Origin of the sequence: Sphingomonas aracearum, assembly GCF_003345355.1 — a bacterium.
Taxonomy (GTDB): Bacteria; Pseudomonadota; Alphaproteobacteria; order Sphingomonadales; family Sphingomonadaceae; genus Sphingomonas; species Sphingomonas aracearum.
In genome coordinates this window covers 904,074-927,405 of the sequence record NZ_QQNB01000001.1, presented here as the reverse complement: position 1 = coordinate 927,405, position 23,332 = coordinate 904,074, and the positions used below count along the sequence as shown (strand labels likewise).

Sequence of the window (23,332 nt, the reverse complement as noted above, 5' to 3'; positions counted from 1 at the left end):
GAGCGGTCGCACGCCGGTTGACTTGACCCGGTGCTGTTCCTAAACGCCTGTCGAACGGGGGTCTTTCGATCCCCGGCTGTTCGCCCCGTCGCCGGTGTTTCCGGCGACGTTTTCTTATCAGGAACTGCCGCTTGGCCGACGATTCGCCCCTTCACGATCTCGACAACCGCATCGCCCGGGCGCGTGCGGCCGAGGACGTGCGCGCGGGCGCAACGCCGGCGCCCCCTGCGAAGGGCTATTCGCAAGGGTCGCGCGTGCTGGCGGAGCTGATCGGCGCGCCGCTGGGCGGGGGCATCATCGGCTGGGCGCTGGACAAGTGGTTCGGCACGTTTCCCTGGTGCTTCCTGGTCCTGCTCGTGCTGTCGATCGTCGTGGCGGGCCGCAACATCTACCGCATTTCACAGGAGCGCGCGGAGTGAGCGCCGGCAAGATCAATCCGATGGAACAGTTCGAGGTGGCGCCGATCTTCGGCCAGCGCCTGTCGCTGTTCGGCTACGACGTGTCGTTCACCAATTCCGCCCTGTTCATGGTGGTGGTGTTCGTGCTGCTGGCGCTGTTCATGTCCGGGGGCATGAAGCGGCAGCTGGTGCCCGGCCGCTGGCAGATGATGGTCGAGGGCGCCGTGGGCTTCATCGACAATCTGGTGCAGGTGAACATCGGCAAGGGCGGCAAGAAGTTCGCGCCGTACATCTTCTCGCTGTTCTTCTTCATCCTGTTCGCCAACCTGGTCGGCATCCTGCCGCTGGCGGTGATCCCCGGCCTGCACACGTTCGCCGTGACCAGCCACATCACCGTCACCGCGGTGCTGGCGTTCGTGTCGTTCGGCATCGTGCTGTTCGTCGGCCTGGCCAAACATGGCTTCAAGTTCTTCTCGCTGTTCGTGCCGCACGGCGCGCCCGGCTGGCTGATGCCGGTGATCGTGCCGGTCGAGTTCATCTCGTTCATGGTGCGCCCGTTCAGCCTGGGCCTGCGACTGTTCGTGGCGATGACCGCGGGGCACATCCTGCTCGAGGTGTTCGGCAGCTTCGCCGTGCAGGGCATGTCGGCCGGCACCAGCGGCAGCCCGATCGGCTGGCTGGTGTGGATCGCCAGCATGGCCATGATCATCGGCGTGTCGGCGCTGGAACTGCTGGTCTGTGCGATCCAGGCCTATGTGTTCGCGCTGCTCACCTCGCTGTACCTTCACGACGCGGTGCACCTGCACTGAGTTCGAAGACACAAAGATAATCGTTCGTTTTCCTGGGAGTTTTGAAATGACTGATCTTGCTGCGGTTTACATCGGTGCCGGCCTTGCGGCGATCGGCTGCGGCCTGGCTGCGCTGGGCGTGGGCAACGTGTTCGCCAAGTATCTCGAAGGCGCGCTGCGCAACCCGGGCGCGGCCGACAGCCAGCAGGGCCGCCTGTTCATCGGCTTCGCCGGTGCCGAGCTCCTGGGCCTGATCTCGTTCGTGGTCGCGGTCCTGATCCTCTTCGTCGTCCGCTAAGCGACGCAAGAGGAGGTTCGTTTATGCCGCAGCTATCCCAGATCGGCGAGATCTACGCGTCGCAGGCTTTCTGGCTCGCGATCGTGTTCGCGCTCATCTATTTCGGGATCGGCAAGGCCATGGTCCCCAAGATCGAGCGCACGATGGAAGATCGCAGCGCCCGCATCTCCGGTGACCTGGCCGCGGCGCAGGCCGCGCGCGACAAGGTGCGCGGTGACGAGGAAGCCTATCAGCGCGGGCTGGACTCCGGTCGCTCCCGCGCCCTGCAACTGACGGGCGAGGCCAAGGCGCAGGCGAGCGCCGCGGCCGAGGCGCGGGTGAAGGCCGCCGATGCGGCGGCCGAGGCCCGCGCCAGCGAGGCGGCGGCGCGCATCGCCGCCACCAAGCGCTCCGCCCTGGCGGAGATCGAAGGCGCCACCGCCGATGCGGTAACCGAGATCGTCGCCAAGCTTTCGGGCGTGACGATCGACCGGGCCGTGGCGGAGCAGAAGGTAAAGGCGGAACTGGCGCATGGCTAATCCTGAGACAGGACACGGCGCCATGATCGCCCGGACCGGCACCGCCGAGCTGCACCACGAGCCGACCGCGCTGGGCATCTCGGCCCCGGGCTGGGTGGCGCTGGCGATGCTGATCGTGGTGGGCATCGCGCTGTGGCAGAAGGTGCCGGCGCTGATCGCCCGCATGCTCGACGGCCAGATCGATGCGATCCGGCGGCAGCTGGACGAGGCGTCCACGCTGCGCCGCGAGGCGGAAGCGGCGCTCGCCGAGGCGCAGGCCCGCAACACGGCAAGCCGGGGCGATGCCGCCGCCATTGTCGAACATGCCGAGGCGGAAGCGCGCGCGCTCCTGGCCAAGGCGGAGGCCGATGCGGCCGATCTGATCGCCCGCCGCCAACAAATGGCGGAGGACAAGATCGCCGCGGCCGAGCGCCAGGCGGTGGCCGAGGTTCGCGCCCGTGCGGCCGATGCCGCGGCCCGGGCGTCGGCAGCGATCATCGCCGAGCGGCATGACGCGGCGGCCGACCAGGCGCTGGTCGACCGCACCATCGCCGGCATCGCCCGCGCGCACTGACCGGCGGGCCCGTTCGGGCGCGCGCCGGCTCGCCAATCAACGGCTTTCGCCGCGACCGGCGGTCGGCTACATCCCCTCTGCGGACGGCATTCCCAGCCGTTCCCCGGAGGGGATTTCCATATGAAGCGTGCTCCTATCGCCGTTCTGCTCGCCGTGACCGCACTTCCCGCATTCGCGCAGACGGCGGCTCCCGCGCCGTCGCCGGCGCCCGCAAGCGCTGCCCCGACCGCAGCCTCGACACCCGCCCCGACTTCGGCGTCGTCGGCCGCGGCAAAGGTATCGCTGGACACGCCGATCGAGGCGATCGTCGCCGATCCGAAGGCGAAGGCCGTGCTGGACAAGGACTTCGGCGGCGACCTGACCCAGCATCCGATGTACGACAGCTTCAAGGGCATGAGCCTCAACCAGGTGGCGCCGATGTCCGGCGGCAAGGTGACGCCCGAACTGCTCCGGAAGCTCGACGCCGACTTCAAGGCCATCAAATAACGGTCGAAATCCGGTCGGGGGTGCTGGCTCAACGCGCCTCCAATCCCTAGATTCAGGGCATGTCCGCCCCGAATGCCCCCGACCGTTTCAACGAAGAGAAATCCACCTTCACCATCCGCGGCAGCGGCGACACGCCCGACCTGAAGGAGGGAGTGGCGGCGATCCGCAACGTGCTGAAGACACTGCCGCTCAAGCCCGGCGTCTACCGCATGCAGGATGCCCGCGGCGACGTGCTGTATGTCGGCAAGGCGCGCGCGCTGAAGAACCGGGTGGCGAACTACACCCAGGTGGAGCGGCTGCCGAAACGGTTGCAGCGCATGGTTTCGCAAACGCGGTCCATGACGATCGTGACGACCAACAACGAGGCGGAAGCGCTGCTGCTCGAGGCGCAGCTCATCAAACGCTATCGTCCCGCGTACAACGTGCTGCTGCGCGACGACAAGAGCTTCCCCTTCATCCTGCTGCGTGCCGATCACGACTTTCCCCGCATCCAGAAGCATCGCGGCGCGCGGCGGGCGAAGGGCAATTACTACGGCCCCTTCGCCAGCGCCGGCAGCGTCAACAACACGCTGAACGCGCTGCAGAAGCTGTTCCTGCTGCGGTCATGCACCGACAGCTTCTTCCGCACGCGCGACCGGCCGTGCCTGCTGCACCAGATCAAGCGCTGCTCCGCGCCGTGCGTCGGCCGCATCGACCAGGCGGGCTATGCCGAGCTGATCGAGGACGCCAAGGACTTCCTCGCCGGCAAGTCCACCAAGGTGCAGGCGAAGCTGGGCGACCAGATGCAGGCGGCGGCCGAGAACATGGACTTCGAGCTCGCCGCGGTGCTGCGCGACCGATTGAAGGCGCTGACCTTCATCCAGGGCACGCAGGCGATCAACGCGGAAGGGGTGGGCGATGCCGACATCTTCGCGCTCGCGGCAAAGGACGGGGTGATCGGCATCCAGGCCTTTTTCATCCGCGGCGGGCAGAATTGGGGGCATCGCAGCTTCTTTCCCGCGCATACCGCCGACGTGCCCGAGGAGGAGGTGCTGAGCCTGTTCCTCATGCAATTCTACGAGGAGGTGCCGCCCGCCCGCACCGTGTTCGTCGACCGCGAGCTGCCCGAGGCGGAGGCGCTGACCGAGGCGATGAGCGCGCAGGCGGGGCGCAAGGTGGAGCTGTCGGTGCCGCAGCGGGGCACGCGGCGGCGCCTGCTCGAACAGGCGACCCGCAACGCGCAGGAGGCGCTGGAGCGGCGGCTGGCCGAGTCCACCACCCAGGCCAGGCTGCTGCGCGAGGTGGCCGACCTGTTCGACCTGCCCGAGCCGCCGAACCGCATCGAGGTCTACGACAACAGCCATATCCAGGGCACCAACGCGCTAGGGGCGATGATCGTCGCGGGGCCGGAGGGGTTTCGCAAGGGCCAGTATCGCAAGTTCAACATCAGGCAGGCCGCGACCGACGACGATTTCGCGATGATGCGCGAGGTGTTCGGGCGGCGCTTCGCTCGCGCCCAGGCGGAGGACCCGGACCGCGACAGCGGCGACTGGCCGGACCTGGTGCTGATCGACGGCGGGCGCGGGCAGCTGAACGCGGTGCGCGGCGTGCTGGAGGATCTGGGCATCGAGGACGTGCCGCTGGTCGGCGTGGCCAAGGGGCCGCATCACGGCCGCGAGGGACGGGAAGTGTTCCACCTGCTCGACGGCCGCGAGATCACGCTGCCGACCAACGCGCCGGTGCTGTTCTACCTCCAGCGGCTGCGCGACGAAGTGCACCGCTACGTGATCGGCGCGCACCGGGAGAAGCGCGCCAAGGCGATGGGGGCGAGCCCGCTGGACGAGGTGCCCGGCATCGGGCCTGCCCGCAAGAAGGCGCTGCTGATGCATTTCGGCACCGCCCGCGCCGTGCGCAACGCGAGCCTGCGGGACCTGCAGCAGGCGCCGGGCGTATCGGCCGCGGTGGCGCAGCAGGTGTACGATTTCTACCACGCGAAGTGAGGGGTGGTCCCGAGGGGCCGCCCGGGTCGGAAGACCGGGTGTGCCGGGTGGAGAGCGGAGCGTCCGCTTGCGCACGGACGCTTGGGGTCGCTGCCGTCCCGAAAATGGGTGGTGAAATGGGAATGGCTCTGGTGAGTTGAGGCCCGGTCGGTAGGAGGGGGTAAGCCAAAGCTGACTGGATCGGACATGCCTCTTATCGATCGTTATGTCGTCCATGCCGATTTTCGGGAGCGCCACGCGACCAACGTGAACGCCGATGGGAAGATCGTGTTGGCAAATGCCATCTCCAACAGGACGGAAGACGATCCTTTTTTCAGGAGAATGATCGGTCTCCGGTAACTCCCCACGCGGATGACACGGAAGATTTTTGGTGGAGCTGGCGACAGTCAAGGAGGGTGGGTTCTCGCGAAGGCGCGAAGGCGCGAAGACGCGAAGAGAAGGGGCAGAAGAAGAGGGTTCACGCGGAGGCGCGGAGGCGCGGAGGCGCGGAGGAGGTTCGGTGTCGGGTGAGCGGGTGGCCGTCCTCATCGCATTTCTGACGCGCTTTGCGCGTCGACTCCCATCCTCTCTCTCTCTCTCTCTCTCTCTCTCTCTCTCTCTCTCTCTCCCTCTGCGCCTCCGCGCCTCCGCGTGAACAAACCTTGTTCGCGCCCTCGCGTCGTCGCGTCTTCGCGCGAACAAACCTTCTCCGCCTCGCCTTCGTGCGAAATGTCGGCTGGCTCCGCTTGCCCCCGTTAGCGGCTTCGCTATCCTGCGCGGCGGGGAAAAACAGGGGGTTGCACGATGAAGCGTCTGGCGTTGGTCACCGGGCTGTTGCTCGCGAGCACGGCTGTCGCTTCGGGGGCGCAGGCCAGCGACAAGCCGCTGTATCAGCCTGCGCCCGCCTGGGTGAAGGCGGGGCCGCCGATCGAGGTGGCGAAACTGCCCAAGGACGCGCCGGTGCTGCTCGTGATGGACAACCAGCAGAAGCTGGAGGACGGGCAGGTGTGGACCTACATGGAGACGGCGACGCTCGCTTCCTCCGCGCAGGTGCTGGGCGCGATCGGCACGATCCAGCTGCCGTGGCAGCCGGCGCAGGGCGACCTGATCGTGCACAAGGCGGAGATCCTCCGCGGGGCCGAGCATATCGACCTGCTGAAGGGCGGCGCACCGTTCCAGGTGCTGCGCCGGGAGGAGCGGATGGAGCAGCGCATGCTCGACGGCATGCTGACGGCGACCATGCCGGTGCAGGGGCTGGCGGTGGGCGACGTGCTGCACCTGGCGGTGTCGATCACGCGGGCCGACCCCACGCTGAAGGGCGACCTGCAGACCTATGCGCCGCTGATGTTCCAGCCGGTGCGCTCTCAGTTCGCGCGCGTGCGCCTGTTGTGGCCGGCCAAGTCGGACATCCGGTGGAAGGCCTATGCCGACAAGCTGGACGCAAAGCCGGTCGACCTGCCCGGCGGCTATCGCGAGCTTGCCATCACGCTGCCGCTGGACAAGCAGCCGGAGATCCCCGGCGACGCGCCCACCCGCTTCCAGAAGCTGCCGATCCTGGAGGCGACGTCGTTCGCCAACTGGGCAGCGGTGTCGAAGGTGATGGCGCCGCTGTACGCCACCGAGGGGCTGATCGCGCCCGGCAGCCCGCTCGCCGCCGAGGTCGCGCGGATCAAGGCGGCCTCGGCCGATCCGATGACGCGGACGGCGCAGGCGCTCGCGCTGGTGCAGGACAAGGTGCGCTACCTGCTGATGGGCATGGACACCGGCAACTACGTGCCGCAGCGGCCGGCGGACACCTGGACGCTGCGCTATGGCGACTGCAAGGCCAAGGCGCTGCTGTTGCTGGCGCTGCTGCGCGCCCTGGATGTGGAAGCGGAGCCGGTGCTGGTGAGCGCGCAGCTGGGCGACCTGGTGCCCGAGCGGCTGCCGGGGGCGGGGGCATTCAACCATGTGATCGTGCGCGCCACCGTGAACGGCGAAAGCCTGTGGCTGGACGGCACGGCCGGCGGCACGCGGCTGGCCGACCTGCGCGACACGCCGCCGTTCGCCAACGCGCTGCCGGTGCGGCCGGCCGGCGCCGAGCTGATCAAGATCGCGCGGCATGCCAATGCCCGGCCGGACACGGTGCTCGACCTGCAACTGGACGACAGTGCCGGGATCGGCATGCCGACGCTGTTCCATGCCGACGTGACGGTGCGCGGGCAGCTCGCGGAGATGATGAACGCGGCCGGCGCGCAGGCCAGCGACAAGGACAAGCGCGACATGGTCACGCGCATGCTGTCCGAGACGATCGGCGAGGCGCAGATCGGCGACTGGGCGCTCGCCTACGATCCCGCCGCCTCGATCATGAAGGTGACGGCGGCGGGCGTCATCACCACGCGGTGGAAGAAGGAAGGCCAGCGCTATCGCCAGTCGCTGGACACGGCGGTGACGCAGATCGACTTCTCGCCCGACCGAGCGCGGCCCGCATGGCAGGCGATCCCGGTGGCCACCGGCGGGGTCAACAGCGCCGTGTATCGCACCACGCTGAAGCTGCCGGCGGGTGGCGCGGGCTATGCGCTGGAAGGCGACACGAAGCTGCCCGCGACGCTGGGCGGCGTGCAGGTGGCGCGCCGCGCAGGGCTGGCGAACGGCGTGGTGACGGTGGAGGACCGGCTCGATTTTGTCGGGGCGGAGATCGCGCCGGCCGATCTGGTGGCGGCGCGCACCGCCTTTGCCGGCGCCAAGGCGCGGCAATTGCGGGTGATCGCGCCGGCCGATGCGCCGTCGCGGGTGGCGGTGGCGCTGGCGGCGGCGAAAAGCGGCGCGCTGAAGCCGATCGAGGCGATGTTCGCCAAGGCGATCGCGGCGAACCCGGAGGAGGCGAGCGGCTATCGCTCGCGCTACAGCTTTCGGGTGGGCACGCTGGACCGCAAGGGCGCGATCGAGGACCTGACCAGGCTGATCGCGCTGGAGCCGCAGGCGGGCGACTATCTCGCGCGCGCCAGCCTGTATGAGGCACAGGGGCAGAAGGACAGGCAGCGAGCCGATATCGAGGCCGCGCTGAAGCTCGATCCTGCTTCGGTGTGGGCGATCGGCTCCATGGCGTCCTTCAAGGCCGATGGCGGCGACGTGGCCGGCGCGCTGGCGCTGCTGGACGAGCAGATCGCGAACGGCGGCGAGAACAAGACGGGCTATTTGTCGCAAAAGGCGACGCTGCAGGCCGAGCACGGGCAGAAGGAGGCGGCGCTCGCGACATTGGAGGCGGCGCTGGCGGAGAAGCCGGGCGACCCGGTGCTGCTCAACGATCGCTGCTGGATCAAGGGCACGCAGAACGTCGCGCTGGACACCGCGCTGAAGGACTGCACCAAGGCCATCGAGCTGGCCGACAATCCCGCGGCAATCCTCGACAGCCGGGCGATGGTCTATTTCCGGCTGGGCCGGATGGACGATGCGCTGGCGGACCTGGACGCGGCGCTGGCCGCCGAGCCGACGATGGGCGCGAGCCTTTACCTGCGTGGCGTGGTGCAGCGGCGGATGGGCAAGGCGGCGGCCGGCGATGCCGACCTGCTGCTCGCGCGTGCGATCAACCCGTTGTCCGACGAACGCTACGGCAAGTTCGGCATCCGGCCCTGAGCTGCTCCTGCCGCCGTTTGTGTGGTTTTCCGCACACCGGGCGGCGGCGCTGGACGGAGACGGTGGCAGGTCCGGCGTCGCGCCAAGGGCAGGCGCCGGGTTGATCCCGCGCGTCCGCTCCGCCACACACGGGCCGAGCCCCGGGAGTGAAGTGCATGTCCGAAACCAACGTCCAGTTCTCCGAACGCGAGGCGCTGCTGTTCCATTCCGAAGGGCGGCCGGGCAAGCTGGAGATCGTGGCGTCCAAGCCGATGGCGACGCAGCGCGACCTGGCGCTGGCCTATTCGCCGGGCGTCGCCGTGCCGGTGCAGGCGATCGCCGACGATCCCGCCGCGGCCTACGACTATACCACCAAGGGCAATCTCGTTGCGGTGATCTCCAACGGCACCGCGATCCTGGGCATGGGCAATCTCGGCGCGCTTGCCTCCAAGCCGGTGATGGAAGGCAAGTCGGTGCTGTTCAAGCGCTTCGCCGACGTCGATTCGATCGACATCGAGCTGAAGACGGAGGACGTGAACCGCTTCATCGACGCCGTGGAACTGATGGAGCCGAGCTTCGGCGGCATCAACCTGGAGGACATCAAGGCCCCCGAATGCTTCATCATCGAGCAGACCCTGCGCGAGCGGATGAACATTCCGGTCTTCCATGACGACCAGCACGGCACCGCGATCATCACCGCCGCCGGCCTCATCAACGCCTGCCTGCTGACCGGCCGCAGCCTGCAGGACGTCAAGGTGGTGGTGAACGGCGCGGGGGCCGCGGCGATCGCCTGCACCGAGCTGATCAAGGCGATGGGCGTGCGGCAGGACAACGTCATCATGTGCGATCGCACCGGCGTGATCTACCAGGGCCGCGACGACGTGAACCAGTGGCAGTCCGCCCATGCCGCCGCCACCGACCGCCGCACGCTGACCGAGGCGCTGCACGGCGCCGACGTGTTCCTGGGCCTGTCCGCCGCGGGCGCGCTGAAGCCGGAGATGGTGAAGGACATGGCGGCCGCGCCGATCATTTTCGCCATGGCCAATCCGGAGCCGGAGATCCGCCCCGAACTCGCCAAGGCGGCGCGCCCCGACGCGATCGTCGCTACCGGCCGCTCGGATTATCCGAACCAGGTCAACAACGTGATCGGCTTTCCCTTCATCTTCCGCGGCGCGCTGGACGTGCGCGCGACGGGCATCAACGACGAGATGAAGATCGCCGCCGCCCGCGCCATCGCCGAGCTCGCCCGCCAGCAGGTGCCGGAGGAAGTGGCGATCGCCTACGGCACGCAGCACAGCTTCGGCCCGGAATATATCATCCCCGCGCCGTTCGATCCGCGGCTGATGGAGCTGGTGCCGTCCGCCGTCGCCCGGGCGGCGATGGATTCGGGCGTCGCCCGCAAGCCGATCCTCGACATGCAGGCCTATCGCCAGCAGCTGCGCGCGCGCCTGAACCCGACCACTTCCGTGCTGACGCTGGCCTATGAAGGCGCGCGCGCGCATCCCAAGCGGGTGCTGTTCGCGGAGGGCGAGGAGGAAGTGGTGCTACGCGCCGCCATCGCCTTTCGCGACGGCGGTTACGGCACGCCGGTGCTGGTCGGCCGCGAGGACGTGTACGACCGGCTGGCGGCGCTGGGCGTTTCCGATCCGCAGAGCTTCGAGGTGCACAACAGCCGCGTCTCGCCGCTGGTGCCGCGCATGGTGGACTTCCTCTACGCCCGGCTCCAGCGCCGCGGCTATCTGCGCCGCGAGGTGGAGCGGATGGTCAACCAGGACCGCAACATCTTCGGCTCGCTGATGCTGCAGCTGGGCGAGGCCGACGCGATGATCACCGGCATCACGCGCACCTGGGCGCAGACCATGCGCGAGGTGAAGCGCGTCATCAATGCCGAGCCGGGCCGCACCCCGTTCGGCATCCACCTGCTCGTCGGGCAGAGCCACACCGTGTTCATCGCCGACACCACGGTGAACGAGCGGCCGACCGCCGAGGAGCTGGCCGACTTCGCCGAACAGACCGCCGCCGTGGCCCGCCGCATGGGCCACGAGCCGCGCGTGGCGTTCCTCAGCTATTCCACCTTCGGCAACCCCAAGGGCGAGTGGCTGGACAATGTGCGCGACGCGGTGACCGTGCTCGACGGGCGCCAGGTCGGCTTCGAATATGAAGGCGAGATGCCGCCCGACGTGGCGCTCAACCCGCGCCAGCTGGCCAACTACCCCTTCGCGCGGCTGTCCGGCCCGGCCAACGTGCTCATCATGCCGGGCCTGCAATCGGCGCATATCTCCGCCAAGCTCCTGCGCGAGCTGGGCGGGGACAGCGTGATCGGCCCGATGCTGATCGGCTTGGAAAAGCCGGTGCAGATCGCCCCCATGACCTCGACGGCGGGCGAGCTGGTGACGCTGGCGGTGCTGGCGGCGGGCGGCATCGCCCGCTAGGGCGTGTACTCATAACCGGCAACGGTCGGGACGGAGCCGATTTTGGCGCCAGGCCAGGAGCAAGGAGAGAGCGATGCACAAGCATCGTGATCGACGCGCGACGCCGCCTGGCGCCAAAAGCGGCCCGCCGCGAAGCGGTCGCCCGAGAAGGGCCATTGCCGGTTATGAGTACACGCCCTAGGGCGCGCCGTCCCGGGCCGGGACGCGGTTAACCACAGGACGCGCGGGGCAGAATCGTAAACGAGGCGTTAACGTCTCACCATGCCGACGCACTTCACGCCTCGCTCCGCCGCCTCCGGTCACCCGTTCCGCCACCGGCTCGGGAAGCGCGGCCACCCGTTTCGCCGCACCGTGCGCGGCGGGGGGCACCCGATGCGCCGCCTGCTGAAGAACAAGCGCGGCGGCGTGTCGCTGTCCACCCGCGACGAGGATCAGGACCTGAAGCTCTTCGTGCTGAGCTTCACCGCCTTTTTCATCTGCTTCGCGACGTTCATCTTCTGAACCTAGCCGGCGGTCCCGGCCAGGGCGGCGGTCACCCGGCCCAGCGTTCCGCCGAGAAGGCGCAGCATCTCCGTGGCGAGCAGCAGCGCGCCGCCCCCCACCGCGCCGGTCAACAGCACGAACTGGAACAGTCGCGCCGTCGTGCGGCTGCGCTCCGCGCGCTCGGCGATGTCACGCTGCGTCAGCGCGCGGGAGGTGTTGCGCCGCTCGGCGTCCTCCTGCACGGCAGGAGGACGATCCGGCGCCCGGGCGGCGATGATGCCGTCGATGTCGATCCGGTCCTGCGTGCGCACGCCGACGGAGCGGCCGCGCGCCCACACCACGCGCCCGATGATGATGTGGTGAACGCGGCGGATCTCGATCACGGCGCCCGGACGCAGGGCGCGCGCGCAGCTTGCCAGCAGGCCGCGGGAGGACATGTTGTGGATCACCACGTCGGTCCAGTCCGCGCCATCGCGCATCCGCGCCTTGACCAGGCAGGGGCGGCGGGGCTCGCGCTTCTTCACGGCCCCGGCCTTCGCCGACGGGCGCAAGCATGGCGGTGGCGACCTTCGCGCAGCTTTCCGACGAATGTACGCGCGCCCATCGCTGTTACACCCAGACCACCGACAATGGTCTGTTTTTGCAGCGGAAACCTAAGGAATTCTTGCGTTTGGGACCGGATCGGCCACGGCGGCGGGCGGCTCAGTCGCAGGCGCGGTGGAGCTTCTGCGCGAGCCAGGCGGAATACAGGCACATGGCGGCGACTAGGAACAGCATGTCCTCCGGCTTCACGCCGAACCCGGTGATGATGAGCACCGCCGCCGCCCCCAGCGTCATGGCGCCCGAATTGACGACATTGTTCGCCGCCACGGTGCGCGCGGTCTGGTCCTTGGTCACGGTGGTGGTGAGAAAGGCGTAGAGCGGCACCACGAACATGCCGCCGGTGATCGCGATGGCCAGCAGGACCAGCAGGATGCCGACGGCGCGCGGCTGTGCCAGGAACTCGGCCACGCCGTAGAAATGGCCGGGCGCGGCGGGCGTCCAGCTGCGCGCGATCAGCGAGAACAGCACCACGAAGGCGCCCATCATCAGCACGCTGGCGGGGGCGTATTTCGCCGAAACCTTGCCCTTCAGCATGGTGTTGATGACCACGGAGCCGATCGCCACGCCGACGGAGAAGATCGCGATGGTGAGGCTCGCGACGCGTTCGTCGGCGGTCAGCACGTTCTTCACCAGCGGCGGGAAGATGATGATGAGCACGCTGCCGATCGTCCAGAAGAAGCTGATCGCGCAGATCGCCAGGAACAGGCGGGGAATGTGCAGGGTGGCGCTGATGAGCCGCCAGGAGGAGGTGAGCGGGTTGAAGTTGATCTTCAGCTCGGCGCCCTCGCGCGGCGCGGAGGGCACCATCCGGCCGGTGAAGAAGCCGACCACCGCCACCAACAGCACGGCCACCGCGGCGACATCGGTGTTGATCCAGCCGGCCAGCACGGTGCCGGAAAGGATGGCGAGATAGGTACCCGCCTCGACCAGGCCGGTGCCCGCCAGCACCTCGTCCTCGCGCAGGGCCTGGGGCAGGATGGCGTATTTGATCGGGCCGAAAAAGGTGGAATGCACGCCCAGCAGCAGCACCGCGCCCAGCATCAGCCCCATGCCGAGCTGGCCATGCCCGGCCCGCGCCAGCACCAGCCCGCCCGCGCCGACCAGCATGATGCCGATCTCCGCCAGCTTCACCAGCCGGATGATGCGGGCCTTGTCCGTCGTGTCCGCCAGCTGGCCCGACAGGGCCGACAGGAGGAAGAACGGCAGGATGCCGAGGCCGGTGGCCAGCGCGTTGAAGTTCGATTCCTTGCCCGGATCGTTGAAGATCTCATAGGTGGCGAACAGCACCATGGAGGTCTTGAACAGGTTGTCGTTGAACGCGCCCAGGAACTGGGTCGCGAACAAGGGCAGGAACCGGCGCTCCTTCAGCAGGCCGAGCGCATTGAGCATGGGGGAAGGAGGGCCTTTGATCGTGGCGATGCTGGGCGCGTGTCTAGCCGAGCCGGGCCGGCGGGGGCAACTTCTCTATTCGCGCCGGTCGCGTTCCAGTTCGAGCTCCAGCAGATCGCGGCGGATGCGGATGGCCGACAGCGACAGCCGCACCTCGATCAGGAACGCCGCGAGCGCCGCGACGAGCAGGCCCATGGCGACAATGAAGCTGAGCGCGATAGCCGTGCCGATATGCAGCTTCACCAGCTCCGCCAGGAACATCATCGCCACCAGGATGCAGGTCATGATCGCGGAGGAAACGCCCAGCACCAGCGAGCCGTTGATGACGCTCATCCGCCGATCGAGCAGGCGCAGTTCCCGGACATGGCGCTCATGCTCGCGCCCTTGCGTGCGCGGGTGCAGGTCCTCCAGCGCGCGGGCGCGGTCCACCACGCGGGAAAGCCGGCCGGCGAGCACGTTGATGAGCGCGCCGATGCCCGCCAGCATGAACACGGGGGAAAGCGACAGCTGGATCGCCTGCTGGATGGTGGAAATCGCCGGCGTGGAGAACATAAGCCGGGAGGATGCGAAAGCGCGGGCGCGGATGCAAGCCTTGCACACCCCGGTAAGGATTCGTTGCTAGCGCCGGCGGTGGATCATGACCAAGCCGATGCGCCTCGAGGAGTTCACCCGCCTGCGCCCGCTGGTGCGCGGGCAGGTGGTGGATGGCCTGTCCGGGCTGATCGACCGGGTGGCCGCCGCCGCGCCGCCGGCCTACCGGTTCCTGCGCTTCCAGTGGTTCGCCGCGGCGCTTGCCGCCTATGGCGGGCACGCGCGAACGGTGCTGGTCGAGGCGGAAGGCGAGCCGATGGCCGCGCTGCCGGTCGTGGCGGTCGGCCCCGCCGTGCTGCGGATGGGCGCCGTGCCCGGATGCTATTGGCCGTTTCGCGGCTTTCCGGTGGCCCGCCATGCCGATCCCCGCGTCTTTGCCGTCCTGGCGGACACGCTGGCGCACGAATGGCGCGCGGTGCGGCTGGGGCCGGTCCAGGACGGCGATCCGGCGGCCGAGGGGCTGCTGGCGGCGGCGCGCGACCGCGGCTGGGCGGTGCTCGACCGCTTCGTGGCGGACAGCTACCTGCTCGACATGGCCGCCGCCCGGGCCGAGGGGCCGTGGCCGCGCACGTCCACGCTGAAGAAGAACCGCTTTCACGAGAAGCACCTCGCGAGCCATGGCGCGCTCGACTGGTCGTTCGTGTCCGGCGCGGACTGGAACCACGATCTGTTCGATGCGCTGGCCGCGGTGGAGGCGAAGAGCTGGGTCGCCGCGCGCACCTCCGGCCGCGATGCCAAGTTCACCGACACCGGGCATGGCGCGTTCTGGCGCGCGGCGGCGACGGATCCGGTGCTGGCGGACATGATGTGGGCCGCGGTGCTGCGCATCGACGGCCGCCCGGCGGCGTTTTCGTTCGATCTCAACGCCGGCGCGCTGAAATACGCGATCGCCAACAGCTACGATCCGGATGTCGCCAGGCATTCGCCGGGGAAGCTGCTCTACTGGCGCAACCTGGTGCGGGCGGCGGAGGATGGCATCACGGCGGTGGACTGGGGCGCGGGAGACAGCGGGTACAAGAGCGTGATCGGCGCGACCGCGGGGCCGGCCCTTCGCGACTGGCTGTTGCTGCGTCCGGGCGTGCCGGCGCTTGCCGGACGGGCGCTGGGCGGACTGTGGCGGCGTTCTGGACGGTGACGCGGCGCTAGTCGCGGCCTAAAGGCCGGATCATGCCCGTGACCGACATCGCCACCCGCGTCTGGAACCACAATTGGCGGCTCGATCCGATCGTCCGCTCGCTGCTGGACACCGACTTCTACAAGCTGCTGATGCTGCAGATGATCTGGCTGAAGCATCGCGAGGTGCAGGCGACCTTTCAGCTCATCAACCGCTCCACCCATGTGCGGCTGGCCGACGAGATCGACGAGGGCGCCCTGCGCGAGCAGCTCGACCATGCCCGTACGCTGCGGCTGGCGAAGAAGGAGCTGATCTGGCTCGCCGGCAACACCTTTTACGGCGAGACGCGGATGTTCTCGCCCGACTTCCTCGCCTGGCTCGCCGAGGTGCAGCTGCCCGACTACGAGCTGCGCCGGGTGGACGGCCAGTACGAGCTGCGCTTCGCTGGCCCGTGGACGCACACCACCTTGTGGGAGGTGCCGGCGCTCGCCATCGTCAACGAGCTGCGCGCCCGCGCCGTGCTGAAGGACCGGGCGCGCTTCGAGCTGGACGTGCTGTACGCGCGCGCCAAGGCCAAGCTGTGGGAGAAGGTGGAGCGGCTGCGCGACCTGCCCGATCTCGTCCTGTCCGATTTCGGCACCCGGCGGCGGCACGGCTTTCTGTGGCAGCGCTGGTGCGTGGAGGCGCTGAAGGAAGGGCTCGGCAGCCGCTTCATCGGCACGTCCAACGTGCTGCTGGCGATGGACAACGACCTGGAGGCGATCGGCACCAACGCGCACGAGCTGCCGATGGTGCTCGGCGCCCTGGCCCCGGACGATGCCGCGCTGCACGCCGCGCCGTACCGGGTGCTGGAGGAGTGGCGGCAGCTGTACCGCGGCAACCTGCTGGTCGTCCTGCCGGACGCGTTCGGCACCGCGGCGTTCCTGCGCGACGCGCCCGACTGGGTCGCGGGCTGGACCGGCTTTCGCCCGGACAGCGCGCCGCCGATCGAGGGGGGCGAGCATATCCTGTCCTGGTGGCGCGAAAAGGGGCAGGATCCGCGCACCAAGCTCCTCATCTTCTCCGACGGCATGGACGTGGACACGATCGAGCAGACGTACCGGCATTTCCACGGTCGCGCGCGGATGAGCTTCGGCTGGGGCACCAACCTGACCAACGATTTCCGCGGCTGCGATCCGGCCGGCGGGCACATGCTGGAGCCGATCTCGCTGGTGGCAAAGGTGGTGGAAGCGGACGGGCGCCCGGTGGTGAAACTGTCCGACAATCCCGCCAAGGCGACCGGCCGGCCCGACGAGATCGCCCGCTACCTGCGCGTTTTCGGTGCGGAGGGCAGGGCGGAGCGCCGCGTGGAGGTGTGACGCGGCCGGAACATCGCCGGCGACCCCTCGTTCGCCGGGAATGCCGCTAGCCAACACCGCTTCCTACCCGATCTGGGTCAACGTCCTCCTGTTCCTCGCGGCGGGGCTCGTCATCTGGTTCGCCGGCGGGCGGCTGACCACGGCGCTGGACGCGGTGGCGGCCAAGACCCGGCTCGACCATGCGTTTGTCGGCATGCTGCTGCTGGGCGGCATCACCTCGCTGCCGGAGGTGGCGAACACGATCACCGCCGCGTCGATCGGCAAGCCGGCGCTGGCGATCAACAACCTGCTCGGCTCCGCGGCGATCAACGTGCTGCTGCTGGCGGTGGTGGACGCGTTCATCGGGCGCCAGGCGGTCACCTCCATCGTTGCCAAGCCTTCCACCATGATGATGGCGGCGACGTGCATGATCGTGCTGATCGTGATCGCGGGGCTCATCACGGTGGGCGATGTGCCGGTGGCGGGATTGGGCGCGGGCAGCATCGCCATTGCCGTGCTCGCGGTGCTGTCGTTCTGGCTGTCGGCCAGCCACGACAAGCGCTCGCCGTGGATGGTGGACGAGGACGGGGACGGCAAGCCGGACACGGCGGAGGACGATCCCGCGCCGCAGGCCAGCCTGACGCGGTTGTGGGTGGAGATCGCGATCACCGGCGCGGCGATCTTCGCGGCGGGCTACACGCTGTCGGAGGTGGGCGACGGCCTGGCGACGCAGCTCGGCCTGACCAGCGCGGTGGTCGGCTTTGGCCTGATCGGCACCGCGACCTCGCTGCCCGAGCTGGTCACCATCATCGCCGCGCTGAAGCTGAACCGCCCGGAAATGGCATTCGGCCAGGTGCTCGGCACCAATTTCGTCAACCTGGCGCTGTTCCCGCTGAGCGACGCCTTTTTCCGCGGCGAGCCGGTCATCAACACGCTGGGCAAGTTCGAGACGGTGTCCGCCCTGCTCGGCGCCACGCTGATCGGCATCTTCATGGTCGGCCTGCTCGAGCATCGCGACCGCACCATCTTCAAGATGGGCGTGGATTCGGCGGCGGTGATCGTCGTGTTCCTCGGCGGGCTGGCGGTGCTGGCGCAGCTGTAGCGATCAGAGCCGCGTGTAGCGGAAGTACCACACCTCGTGCCCCTTGCGGCGCGCCTTGCGCTCGTAGCGCGTTTCCGGCCAGTCGGCGGGGCGATCGAGAAAGTCGCGCGGGGTCTCCGCCCGCCACTCGAAGTCGCGACGCTGGTCCATGACCATCATCGACCAGCGGCAATAGGTCGGGTCGTCGGTGCCCAGGCGGAACTCGCCGCCCGGCTTCAGCTTCCTTGCGACGAGGTCGAGGGGCCCGTGGTTCATCATGCGGCGCTTGGCATGGCGGGCCTTGGGCCAGGGATCGGGATGGAGCAGGTAGAGCCGGTCCAGGCTGGCATCGGGCAGCCGCTCCAGCACCTCCAGCGCGTCGCCCATGTGCACGCGGACGTTCTCGAGGTTCTCGTCGCGCACGTGCAGCAGCGCGCCGACCACGCCGTTCAGGAACGGTTCGCAGCCGATAAAGCCGGTATCCGGGTTCGCCTTGGCCTGGCCGGCAAGATGCTCGCCGGCGCCGAAGCCGATCTCGAACTGGAGCGGGCGGTCGCTGCCGAACAGGCGTGCCGCGTCGAGCGGGCCGTCCTCCGGCACGCTGATGCGCGGCAGCAGTTCCTCGACCAGCCGCGCCTGTCCCTCGCGCAGCTTGTGTCCCTGGCGGCGGCCGTACAGGCGGCGGATGGTCGTCGGATCGTTCATGGCGCGGGGGTTTAGCGCCCGCGCGGCACAGGGCAACCGCCAACGCCGCCGCCGGTTATGCAAGGAGGCAGGAGACGCGCATGACCGACAAGCACCGCAAGAAGAGCAAGGCGGAGAAGCTCGACGCCGCGCTGTCCGACCGGCTGGCCGCGTCGGACGCCGCGGTGATCCGGCTCGGCGGCGCGGCGAGCGAGCTGACCGACCAGCCGCCGCTCGTCCTGCTGTCGCTCGGCACGGCGGCGGTGGGGGCGCTGCGCCGGGATCCGGCGATGGTGCGCGCCGGCGCGCGCATGCTGCTGGCCCATGCCATCGCCACCCAGGCCAAGGCCGCGATCAAGCGGCGGGTCGATCGCACGCGCCCCGATGCCGCGAGCGAGCGGGGGACAAAGGGAAAGCTGAAAAAGGGCCGGCGGTACGAGCGCAACGAGAACGCCTTTCCGTCCGGCCACACCGCCGGGGCCGTGGCGGTGGCGCGGGCCGTGGCGCGGGACTATCCGGCCGCCGCGCCGCTCGCCCATTCCGCCGCCGTGGCGGCCGCCGCGATCCAGGTGCCGCGCGGCACGCATTACCCGGGCGACGTGCTGGCGGGCGCGCTGATCGGCCTTGCCGCCGAGCCGCTGGCAAGCCGGCTGGTCGACTGGGGCGAGCGCGCGCTGCTGCGGGTCGCCCGCCGGCGCCGGCCGTCCTGAACGCAGAAGGGCGGCCCCGCAGGACCGCCCTCCATGTTCGCACCGGCCGTGCGGTCAGCGCGCCAGCGCGGCCTTCAGGTCGTCGGCCAGGTCGGTGCGCTCCCAGGGGAAGAAGTCGCCTTCCGGCTTGCGGCCGAAATGGCCGTAGGCGGCGGTCGGCCGGTAGATCGGCTTGTTGAGGCCGAGATGCGTGCGGATGCCGCGCGGGGTGAGGCCGCCCAGCTTGTCGATGCCCTTGATCGCATCCTCGATCGCGGCATCGTCCACCGTGCCGGTGCCGTGCGTGTCGACATAGAGCGACAGGGGCGCCGCGACGCCGATCGCATAGGCAAGCTGGATGGTGACGCGCGTGGCGAGGCCCGCCGCGACGATGTTCTTCGCCAGATAGCGGGTGATGTACGCGGCCGAGCGATCAACCTTGGTCGGGTCCTTGCCGCTGAATGCGCCGCCGCCGTGCGGGCTCGCGCCGCCATAGGTGTCGACGATGATCTTGCGGCCGGTGAGCCCCGCATCGCCGTCCGGCCCGCCGATCTCGAAGCTGCCGGTGGGGTTGATGTGGTACACGGTGTCGCCCGACAGCAGCTCCGCGGGCAGGATGTCGGCGACGACCTGCTTCACGTAATTCTTGAGCTCGGCTTCCTTCTCGCCCTCGTCATAGCCCCTGGCATGCTGGGTGGAGACGACGATCGCGGTGGCGGCGACCGGCTTGCCGTTGTCGAAGCGCAGCGTGACCTGGCTCTTGGCGTCCGGCTCCAGGAAGGGCGCGGCACCCGAATGGCGGTCGGCGGCCATGCGGGCCAGGATCTTGTGGCTGTAGTCCAGCGTGGCCGGCATCAGGTCCGGCGTCTCGTCGCAGGCGAAGCCGAACATGATGCCCTGGTCGCCGGCGCCCTCGTCCTTGTTGCCGGACGCGTCCACGCCCTGCGCGATGTGGGCGGACTGGGCGTGGAGGTTGTTCTCGAAGCGGAAGGTCTGCCAGTGGAAGCCGTCCTGCTCGTAGCCGATGCGCTTCACCGTCTCGCGCACGGTGCGCTCGATCTCTTCCTGCGCGCCCTCGGCCCACTGGTCGTTCTCGTACACGCCCTTGCAGCGGATCTCGCCTGCCAGCACCACCAGCTGCGTGGTGGTCAGCGTCTCGCAGGCGATGCGCGCCTCGGGATCCTTGCTGAGGAACAGGTCGACAATGGCGTCGCTGATCTGGTCGGCGACCTTGTCCGGATGGCCTTCGGAGACGGATTCGGACGTGAAGAGATAGTTGGAACGCATCGGATTTCCTTCGTTTCTGTGGAAAGCCGCGGCCGTTGCCATGCCGATATAAGGCTTTCCTTATATGTGCCCTAGAGCCGGCGGCGGCGCAGCGCAACCGCCAGCGCGGCGAGCGCCAGGACGGCCGCCACGCTCATCCACTGGCCCGCGCGCGCGAACAGCGTGGGCGGCAGCGGCTGGGGCATCGGCATCTGCAGCGCGCCGGCGCGGTTCAGGGGCAGCGCGCCGAGCAGCGCGCCATTGGCGGCGATCACCGCGGAAATGCCGGTGGGCGTCGCGCGGACGATCGGCAGCCCTTCCTCGATCGCGCGCAGCCGTGCCTGGGCGAGATGCTCCGGCGGTCCCCAGGAGCCGAACCACGCGTCGTTGGAGGGGTTGAACAGGAGGCGCGGGCGGTGCGCCTCGTCCACCACCTGCCCGGAAAAGATGATCTCGTAGCAGATCTGCACGCCGACCGAACCGAAGCCGGGCACGGCGATCGCCCGCGGGCCGGGACCGTCCGCAAAGTCGATGTCGCCCGGCACCAGCCGCGACAGCCCGATCGCCGACAGGATCGGGCGCATCGGCAGATACTCGCCATAAGGGACGAGGTGCGCCTTGTCGTAGCGGCCGTGCAGCCGCGCGTCGGCGCCCACCGCGAACACCGAGTTGGTCGCGCTTTCGATCTCGTCGTCGCGGGTGAATTGCAGGGCGGTGGACCCGGCGAGCAGCACGTCGCGCGGGCCGAGCAGCCGGGAAAGGCGCCGCCGGGCATAGCGCGGGGTCAGCCCCTCATAATACCAGTAAGGATAGCCATCCTCGAGATATTCGCGGATCACGCCTTCGGGCCACAGCACCAGCCGCGGCACCGCGTCGGGCCGGCCGGACAGGGCCGCCAGGCGTGCGTGCATCACCTCGCCGTCGAACTCGCTGCGCTCGTTCTGGCCGATGTTCGGCTGCACCACCCGCAGCAGCGGCGCGCCGGCAGGGGACGGCGGTACGGCCGGTCGCGTCAGCAGCAGCGCCGCAAAGCCGACCGCCAGCGCGCCCGCGCTCGCCAGCATCCGCCGCCGGTTTCCCGATGCCGCCAGCAGCAGGCCGGCCAGCAGCACCGTGAGCCCCGACAGGGCATAGGTGCCGATCCAGGCCGCCAGCGAGGAAAGGGGCGGGAGCGGCACCCAGATCACCGCCAGCGGGTTCCAGGCATAGCCGGTGAACATGGTCGCGCGCAGCCATTCGGTGGCGATCCAGCCTGCGCCGAACACCGCGGCGAAGGCGGCATCCGGGCGCGCCGCGCTCCGCCCGAAGCGCCAGGCGAGGCCCGCCGCCAGCATCGGATAGATGGCCAGGTACAGCGCCAGCGCGACCACCGCGAGATAGCCGAGCGCGGGCGGCATCGACTGCTGGAAATCGAAGGCGTGCTGGATCCAGTTGTTGCCGATGGTGAAATGGCCGACGCCGAACAGCCAGCCCGTGAGCAGCGCCTTGCCCAAGCCCGGCGCGCGGTAAACGAGCAGCAGCCATGCGCAGAAACAGCCGACCGTCACCGGCCAGAGATCGAGCGGCGCGAAGCCGGTGGCGGACGCGGCGCCCAGCGCCAGCGGCGCAAGCCACGCCCAGCGGCCATCGAGGAAACGTGCCATTGCCACTCCGTCATGCCGGACTCGTTCCGGCATCCACCGGGCCACGCACCGGGCGGCTTATGCGGCACGGTGGACCCGGGAACAAGTCAAGGGTGACGCGCAGGTGTGGCGGGTCTATGACACACCCATGCTCAGACCCTTCCACCTCGCCTTTCCCGTCCACGATCTTGCCGCCGCGCGCGCCTTTTACGGCGGGGTGCTCGGCTGCCCGGAGGGCCGCTCGTCCGACCAGTGGATCGACTTCGACCTGTTCGGCCACCAGATCGTCGCCCATCTCGATCCCGCCGCAAAGCCGCTGGCGGTGGCGAACGAGGTGGACGGCCACCATGTGCCGGTGCCCCATTTCGGCGTCGTCCTGACCCTGCCGGACTGGCACGCGCTGGCGGATCGCGTGAAGGCGGCGGGCGTCTCCTTCGGCATCGCGCCGCATGTCCGGTTCGCGGGGCAGGTCGGCGAACAGGCGACCATGTTCTTCCACGATCCCAGCGGCAACGCGCTGGAGTTCAAGGCGTTTGCCGACGACGCCTTCCTGTTCGCGAAGTAAGGACACCTTTATGGCCGAGCCGATCACGCTGGACATCCCCCACAAGCTGGGCCGCGACGCCGCGCGCGCGCGGATCGAGGCGGGGAGCGGGCGGATGGCGTCGTTCATCCCCGGCGGCACCGTGACCGACCATCGCTGGGAAGGAGACAGCCTGTTCTTCACGGTGGCGGCGATGGGGCAGACGGTGGCGACGCGCCTCGACGTGCACGAGGACAAGGTGCACGCGGTTCTCGACCTGCCGCCGCTGCTCGGCATGTTCGCCGAGCGGATCCGCGCCAAGTTGCAGAAGGACGCGCCCAAACTTCTGGAGTGATTCTGCCAGGGGATGGATGCGCGGCGGCGGAGGGCCCGACATAGCGCGCCGGCGTCGCCATTCCGGCACGCGCTCGACAAAGCGGGGAGGGACCGGCCGGTCGTCGCCATCGGTCCCGAGCCGGCCTATATCAGGCGTTCAGCGCCGAGAAGTCGTTGGGGGCGACGCGCTGCCGCACTTGCGGCGGAATGCAGCTGCCGCCGCCGACATGGTTCTTGTAGGTCTCCCGCGCCTGCGCGTTCGTGAGCAGGTAGAAAGTCGGCGCCAGGGATCGCAGGTCCAGTTCGATGAACAGGAAGAAATCCGCATCGCCCTTCGTCTTCATGTCGACGGGCCAGCGGGTGATTTCCGACGCGCGGTTCAGGAACTGGCGGGTCTTCACCTCGATCGACAGGGACCGGCCGGCAACCACGACGATCACGTCATGGCCGGGCGCGCCCTCCGGGCTGATATACGCCGCATGACCGAGCGAGTTCAGCCTGGCCACGGCCAGCAGCTCGCCCAGCGTGCCCGATTGCAGCGAGGACAGCTTGGTCAACATGCGGCGACCGGATCAGGCTCGCGCAGGCG

The 23,332-nt window shown here is 69.1% G+C and carries 24 protein-coding genes; 17 read left to right on the top strand and 7 right to left on the bottom strand.

Annotated features, from left to right (window positions below; translation table 11 throughout):
- Positions 1 to 131 precede the first annotated feature (131 nt).
- The 11 genes from DVW87_RS04545 to DVW87_RS04500 all read left to right on the top strand — a co-directional run bounded on the left by DVW87_RS04545 (position 132) and on the right by DVW87_RS04500 (position 11,526).
- Positions 132 to 419, top strand: coding sequence for an AtpZ/AtpI family protein (locus DVW87_RS04545; protein WP_114686525.1), 288 nt, complete (start codon positions 132 to 134; stop codon positions 417 to 419).
- 20 nt (positions 420 to 439) lie between these two features.
- Complete coding sequence (locus tag DVW87_RS04540) at positions 440 to 1,207, top strand: F0F1 ATP synthase subunit A (RefSeq protein WP_181814754.1); 768 nt, start codon at positions 440 to 442, stop codon at positions 1,205 to 1,207.
- A gap of 46 nt (positions 1,208 to 1,253) precedes the next feature.
- Positions 1,254 to 1,484 carry a F0F1 ATP synthase subunit C gene (locus DVW87_RS04535; RefSeq protein WP_114686523.1) on the top strand — a complete coding sequence of 77 codons (231 nt, stop codon included), beginning with the start codon at positions 1,254 to 1,256 and terminating at the stop codon, positions 1,482 to 1,484.
- Between the two features lie 23 nt (positions 1,485 to 1,507).
- Complete coding sequence (locus DVW87_RS04530; protein WP_114686522.1) at positions 1,508 to 2,002, top strand: F0F1 ATP synthase subunit B family protein; 495 nt, start codon at positions 1,508 to 1,510, stop codon at positions 2,000 to 2,002.
- Between the two features lie 22 nt (positions 2,003 to 2,024).
- On the top strand, positions 2,025 to 2,555 hold the full coding sequence (locus DVW87_RS04525; protein ID WP_114686521.1) for a F0F1 ATP synthase subunit B family protein: 531 nt from the start codon (positions 2,025 to 2,027) through the stop codon (positions 2,553 to 2,555).
- Between the two features lie 120 nt (positions 2,556 to 2,675).
- Positions 2,676 to 3,041 (top strand): hypothetical protein, encoded by a 366-nt coding sequence (locus DVW87_RS04520; RefSeq protein ID WP_114686520.1) that lies wholly within the window; start codon positions 2,676 to 2,678, stop codon positions 3,039 to 3,041.
- A 59-nt stretch (positions 3,042 to 3,100) separates the two neighbouring features.
- Positions 3,101 to 5,020, top strand: coding sequence for an excinuclease ABC subunit UvrC (gene uvrC / locus DVW87_RS04515; RefSeq protein WP_114686519.1), 1,920 nt, complete (start codon positions 3,101 to 3,103; stop codon positions 5,018 to 5,020).
- A gap of 186 nt (positions 5,021 to 5,206) precedes the next feature.
- Positions 5,207 to 5,359, top strand: a complete 153-nt coding sequence (locus DVW87_RS18015; protein ID WP_181814718.1) for a hypothetical protein — start codon at positions 5,207 to 5,209, stop codon at positions 5,357 to 5,359.
- A 444-nt stretch (positions 5,360 to 5,803) separates the two neighbouring features.
- Complete coding sequence (locus tag DVW87_RS04510) at positions 5,804 to 8,614, top strand: DUF3857 domain-containing protein (protein WP_114686518.1); 2,811 nt, start codon at positions 5,804 to 5,806, stop codon at positions 8,612 to 8,614.
- Between the two features lie 155 nt (positions 8,615 to 8,769).
- Positions 8,770 to 11,025 carry an NADP-dependent malic enzyme gene (locus DVW87_RS04505; RefSeq protein ID WP_114686517.1) on the top strand — a complete coding sequence of 752 codons (2,256 nt, stop codon included), beginning with the start codon at positions 8,770 to 8,772 and terminating at the stop codon, positions 11,023 to 11,025.
- A 261-nt stretch (positions 11,026 to 11,286) separates the two neighbouring features.
- A complete protein-coding gene (locus DVW87_RS04500; RefSeq protein WP_114686516.1) occupies positions 11,287 to 11,526 on the top strand; it encodes a hypothetical protein in 240 nt (79 codons plus the stop codon).
- A 2-nt stretch (positions 11,527 to 11,528) separates the two neighbouring features.
- On the opposite strand, the gene DVW87_RS04495 is transcribed toward DVW87_RS04500, so the two are convergent.
- The 3 genes from DVW87_RS04495 to DVW87_RS04485 all read right to left on the bottom strand — a co-directional run bounded on the left by DVW87_RS04495 (position 11,529) and on the right by DVW87_RS04485 (position 14,052).
- Complete coding sequence (locus DVW87_RS04495) at positions 11,529 to 12,032, bottom strand: PilZ domain-containing protein (protein ID WP_147276212.1); 504 nt, start codon at positions 12,030 to 12,032, stop codon at positions 11,529 to 11,531.
- A gap of 178 nt (positions 12,033 to 12,210) precedes the next feature.
- Positions 12,211 to 13,500 carry an MFS transporter gene (locus DVW87_RS04490; RefSeq protein WP_114686514.1) on the bottom strand — a complete coding sequence of 430 codons (1,290 nt, stop codon included), beginning with the start codon at positions 13,498 to 13,500 and terminating at the stop codon, positions 12,211 to 12,213.
- Positions 13,501 to 13,575: 75 nt separating this feature from the next.
- On the bottom strand, positions 13,576 to 14,052 hold the full coding sequence (locus DVW87_RS04485; protein WP_114686513.1) for a DUF2721 domain-containing protein: 477 nt from the start codon (positions 14,050 to 14,052) through the stop codon (positions 13,576 to 13,578).
- 85 nt (positions 14,053 to 14,137) lie between these two features.
- Between DVW87_RS04485 and DVW87_RS04480 the strand changes: the two genes are divergently transcribed.
- From DVW87_RS04480 to DVW87_RS04470, 3 genes are read left to right on the top strand one after another with little or no spacing between them, the layout of a single operon-like run.
- Entirely contained in the window at positions 14,138 to 15,226 is a 1,089-nt protein-coding gene (locus DVW87_RS04480; RefSeq protein WP_114686512.1) for a GNAT family N-acetyltransferase, read from the top strand.
- Positions 15,227 to 15,258: 32 nt separating this feature from the next.
- On the top strand, positions 15,259 to 16,563 hold the full coding sequence (gene pncB / locus DVW87_RS04475; RefSeq protein WP_114686511.1) for a nicotinate phosphoribosyltransferase: 1,305 nt from the start codon (positions 15,259 to 15,261) through the stop codon (positions 16,561 to 16,563).
- Between the two features lie 40 nt (positions 16,564 to 16,603).
- Entirely contained in the window at positions 16,604 to 17,644 is a 1,041-nt protein-coding gene (locus tag DVW87_RS04470; protein WP_114686510.1) for a sodium:calcium antiporter, read from the top strand.
- A 3-nt stretch (positions 17,645 to 17,647) separates the two neighbouring features.
- On the opposite strand, the gene trmB is transcribed toward DVW87_RS04470, so the two are convergent.
- The gene (trmB, locus tag DVW87_RS04465) at positions 17,648 to 18,328 is read right to left on the bottom strand and encodes a tRNA (guanosine(46)-N7)-methyltransferase TrmB (protein ID WP_114686509.1); all 681 of its coding nucleotides are present in this window, start codon (positions 18,326 to 18,328) and stop codon (positions 17,648 to 17,650) included.
- A gap of 80 nt (positions 18,329 to 18,408) precedes the next feature.
- On the opposite strand from trmB, the gene DVW87_RS04460 reads away from it, so the two are divergent.
- The gene (locus DVW87_RS04460; RefSeq protein ID WP_114686508.1) at positions 18,409 to 19,017 is read left to right on the top strand and encodes a phosphatase PAP2 family protein; all 609 of its coding nucleotides are present in this window, start codon (positions 18,409 to 18,411) and stop codon (positions 19,015 to 19,017) included.
- A gap of 54 nt (positions 19,018 to 19,071) precedes the next feature.
- Here the strand turns inward: DVW87_RS04460 and metK are convergent, their stop codons facing one another.
- On the bottom strand, positions 19,072 to 20,283 hold the full coding sequence (metK, locus tag DVW87_RS04455) for a methionine adenosyltransferase (RefSeq protein ID WP_114686507.1): 1,212 nt from the start codon (positions 20,281 to 20,283) through the stop codon (positions 19,072 to 19,074).
- A 71-nt stretch (positions 20,284 to 20,354) separates the two neighbouring features.
- The gene (gene lnt, locus DVW87_RS04450) at positions 20,355 to 21,905 is read right to left on the bottom strand and encodes an apolipoprotein N-acyltransferase (RefSeq protein WP_114686506.1); all 1,551 of its coding nucleotides are present in this window, start codon (positions 21,903 to 21,905) and stop codon (positions 20,355 to 20,357) included.
- Between the two features lie 127 nt (positions 21,906 to 22,032).
- On the opposite strand from lnt, the gene DVW87_RS04445 reads away from it, so the two are divergent.
- On the top strand, positions 22,033 to 22,449 hold the full coding sequence (locus tag DVW87_RS04445) for a VOC family protein (protein ID WP_114686505.1): 417 nt from the start codon (positions 22,033 to 22,035) through the stop codon (positions 22,447 to 22,449).
- A gap of 10 nt (positions 22,450 to 22,459) precedes the next feature.
- Positions 22,460 to 22,762 carry a polyhydroxyalkanoic acid system family protein gene (locus DVW87_RS04440; RefSeq protein ID WP_114686504.1) on the top strand — a complete coding sequence of 101 codons (303 nt, stop codon included), beginning with the start codon at positions 22,460 to 22,462 and terminating at the stop codon, positions 22,760 to 22,762.
- Between the two features lie 130 nt (positions 22,763 to 22,892).
- Here DVW87_RS04440 and DVW87_RS04435 read toward each other — a convergent pair whose 3' ends face one another.
- Positions 22,893 to 23,303: a hypothetical protein gene (locus DVW87_RS04435; RefSeq protein WP_114686503.1), complete on the bottom strand. Its 411-nt coding sequence runs from the start codon at positions 23,301 to 23,303 to the stop codon at positions 22,893 to 22,895.
- Positions 23,304 to 23,332 lie beyond the last annotated feature (29 nt).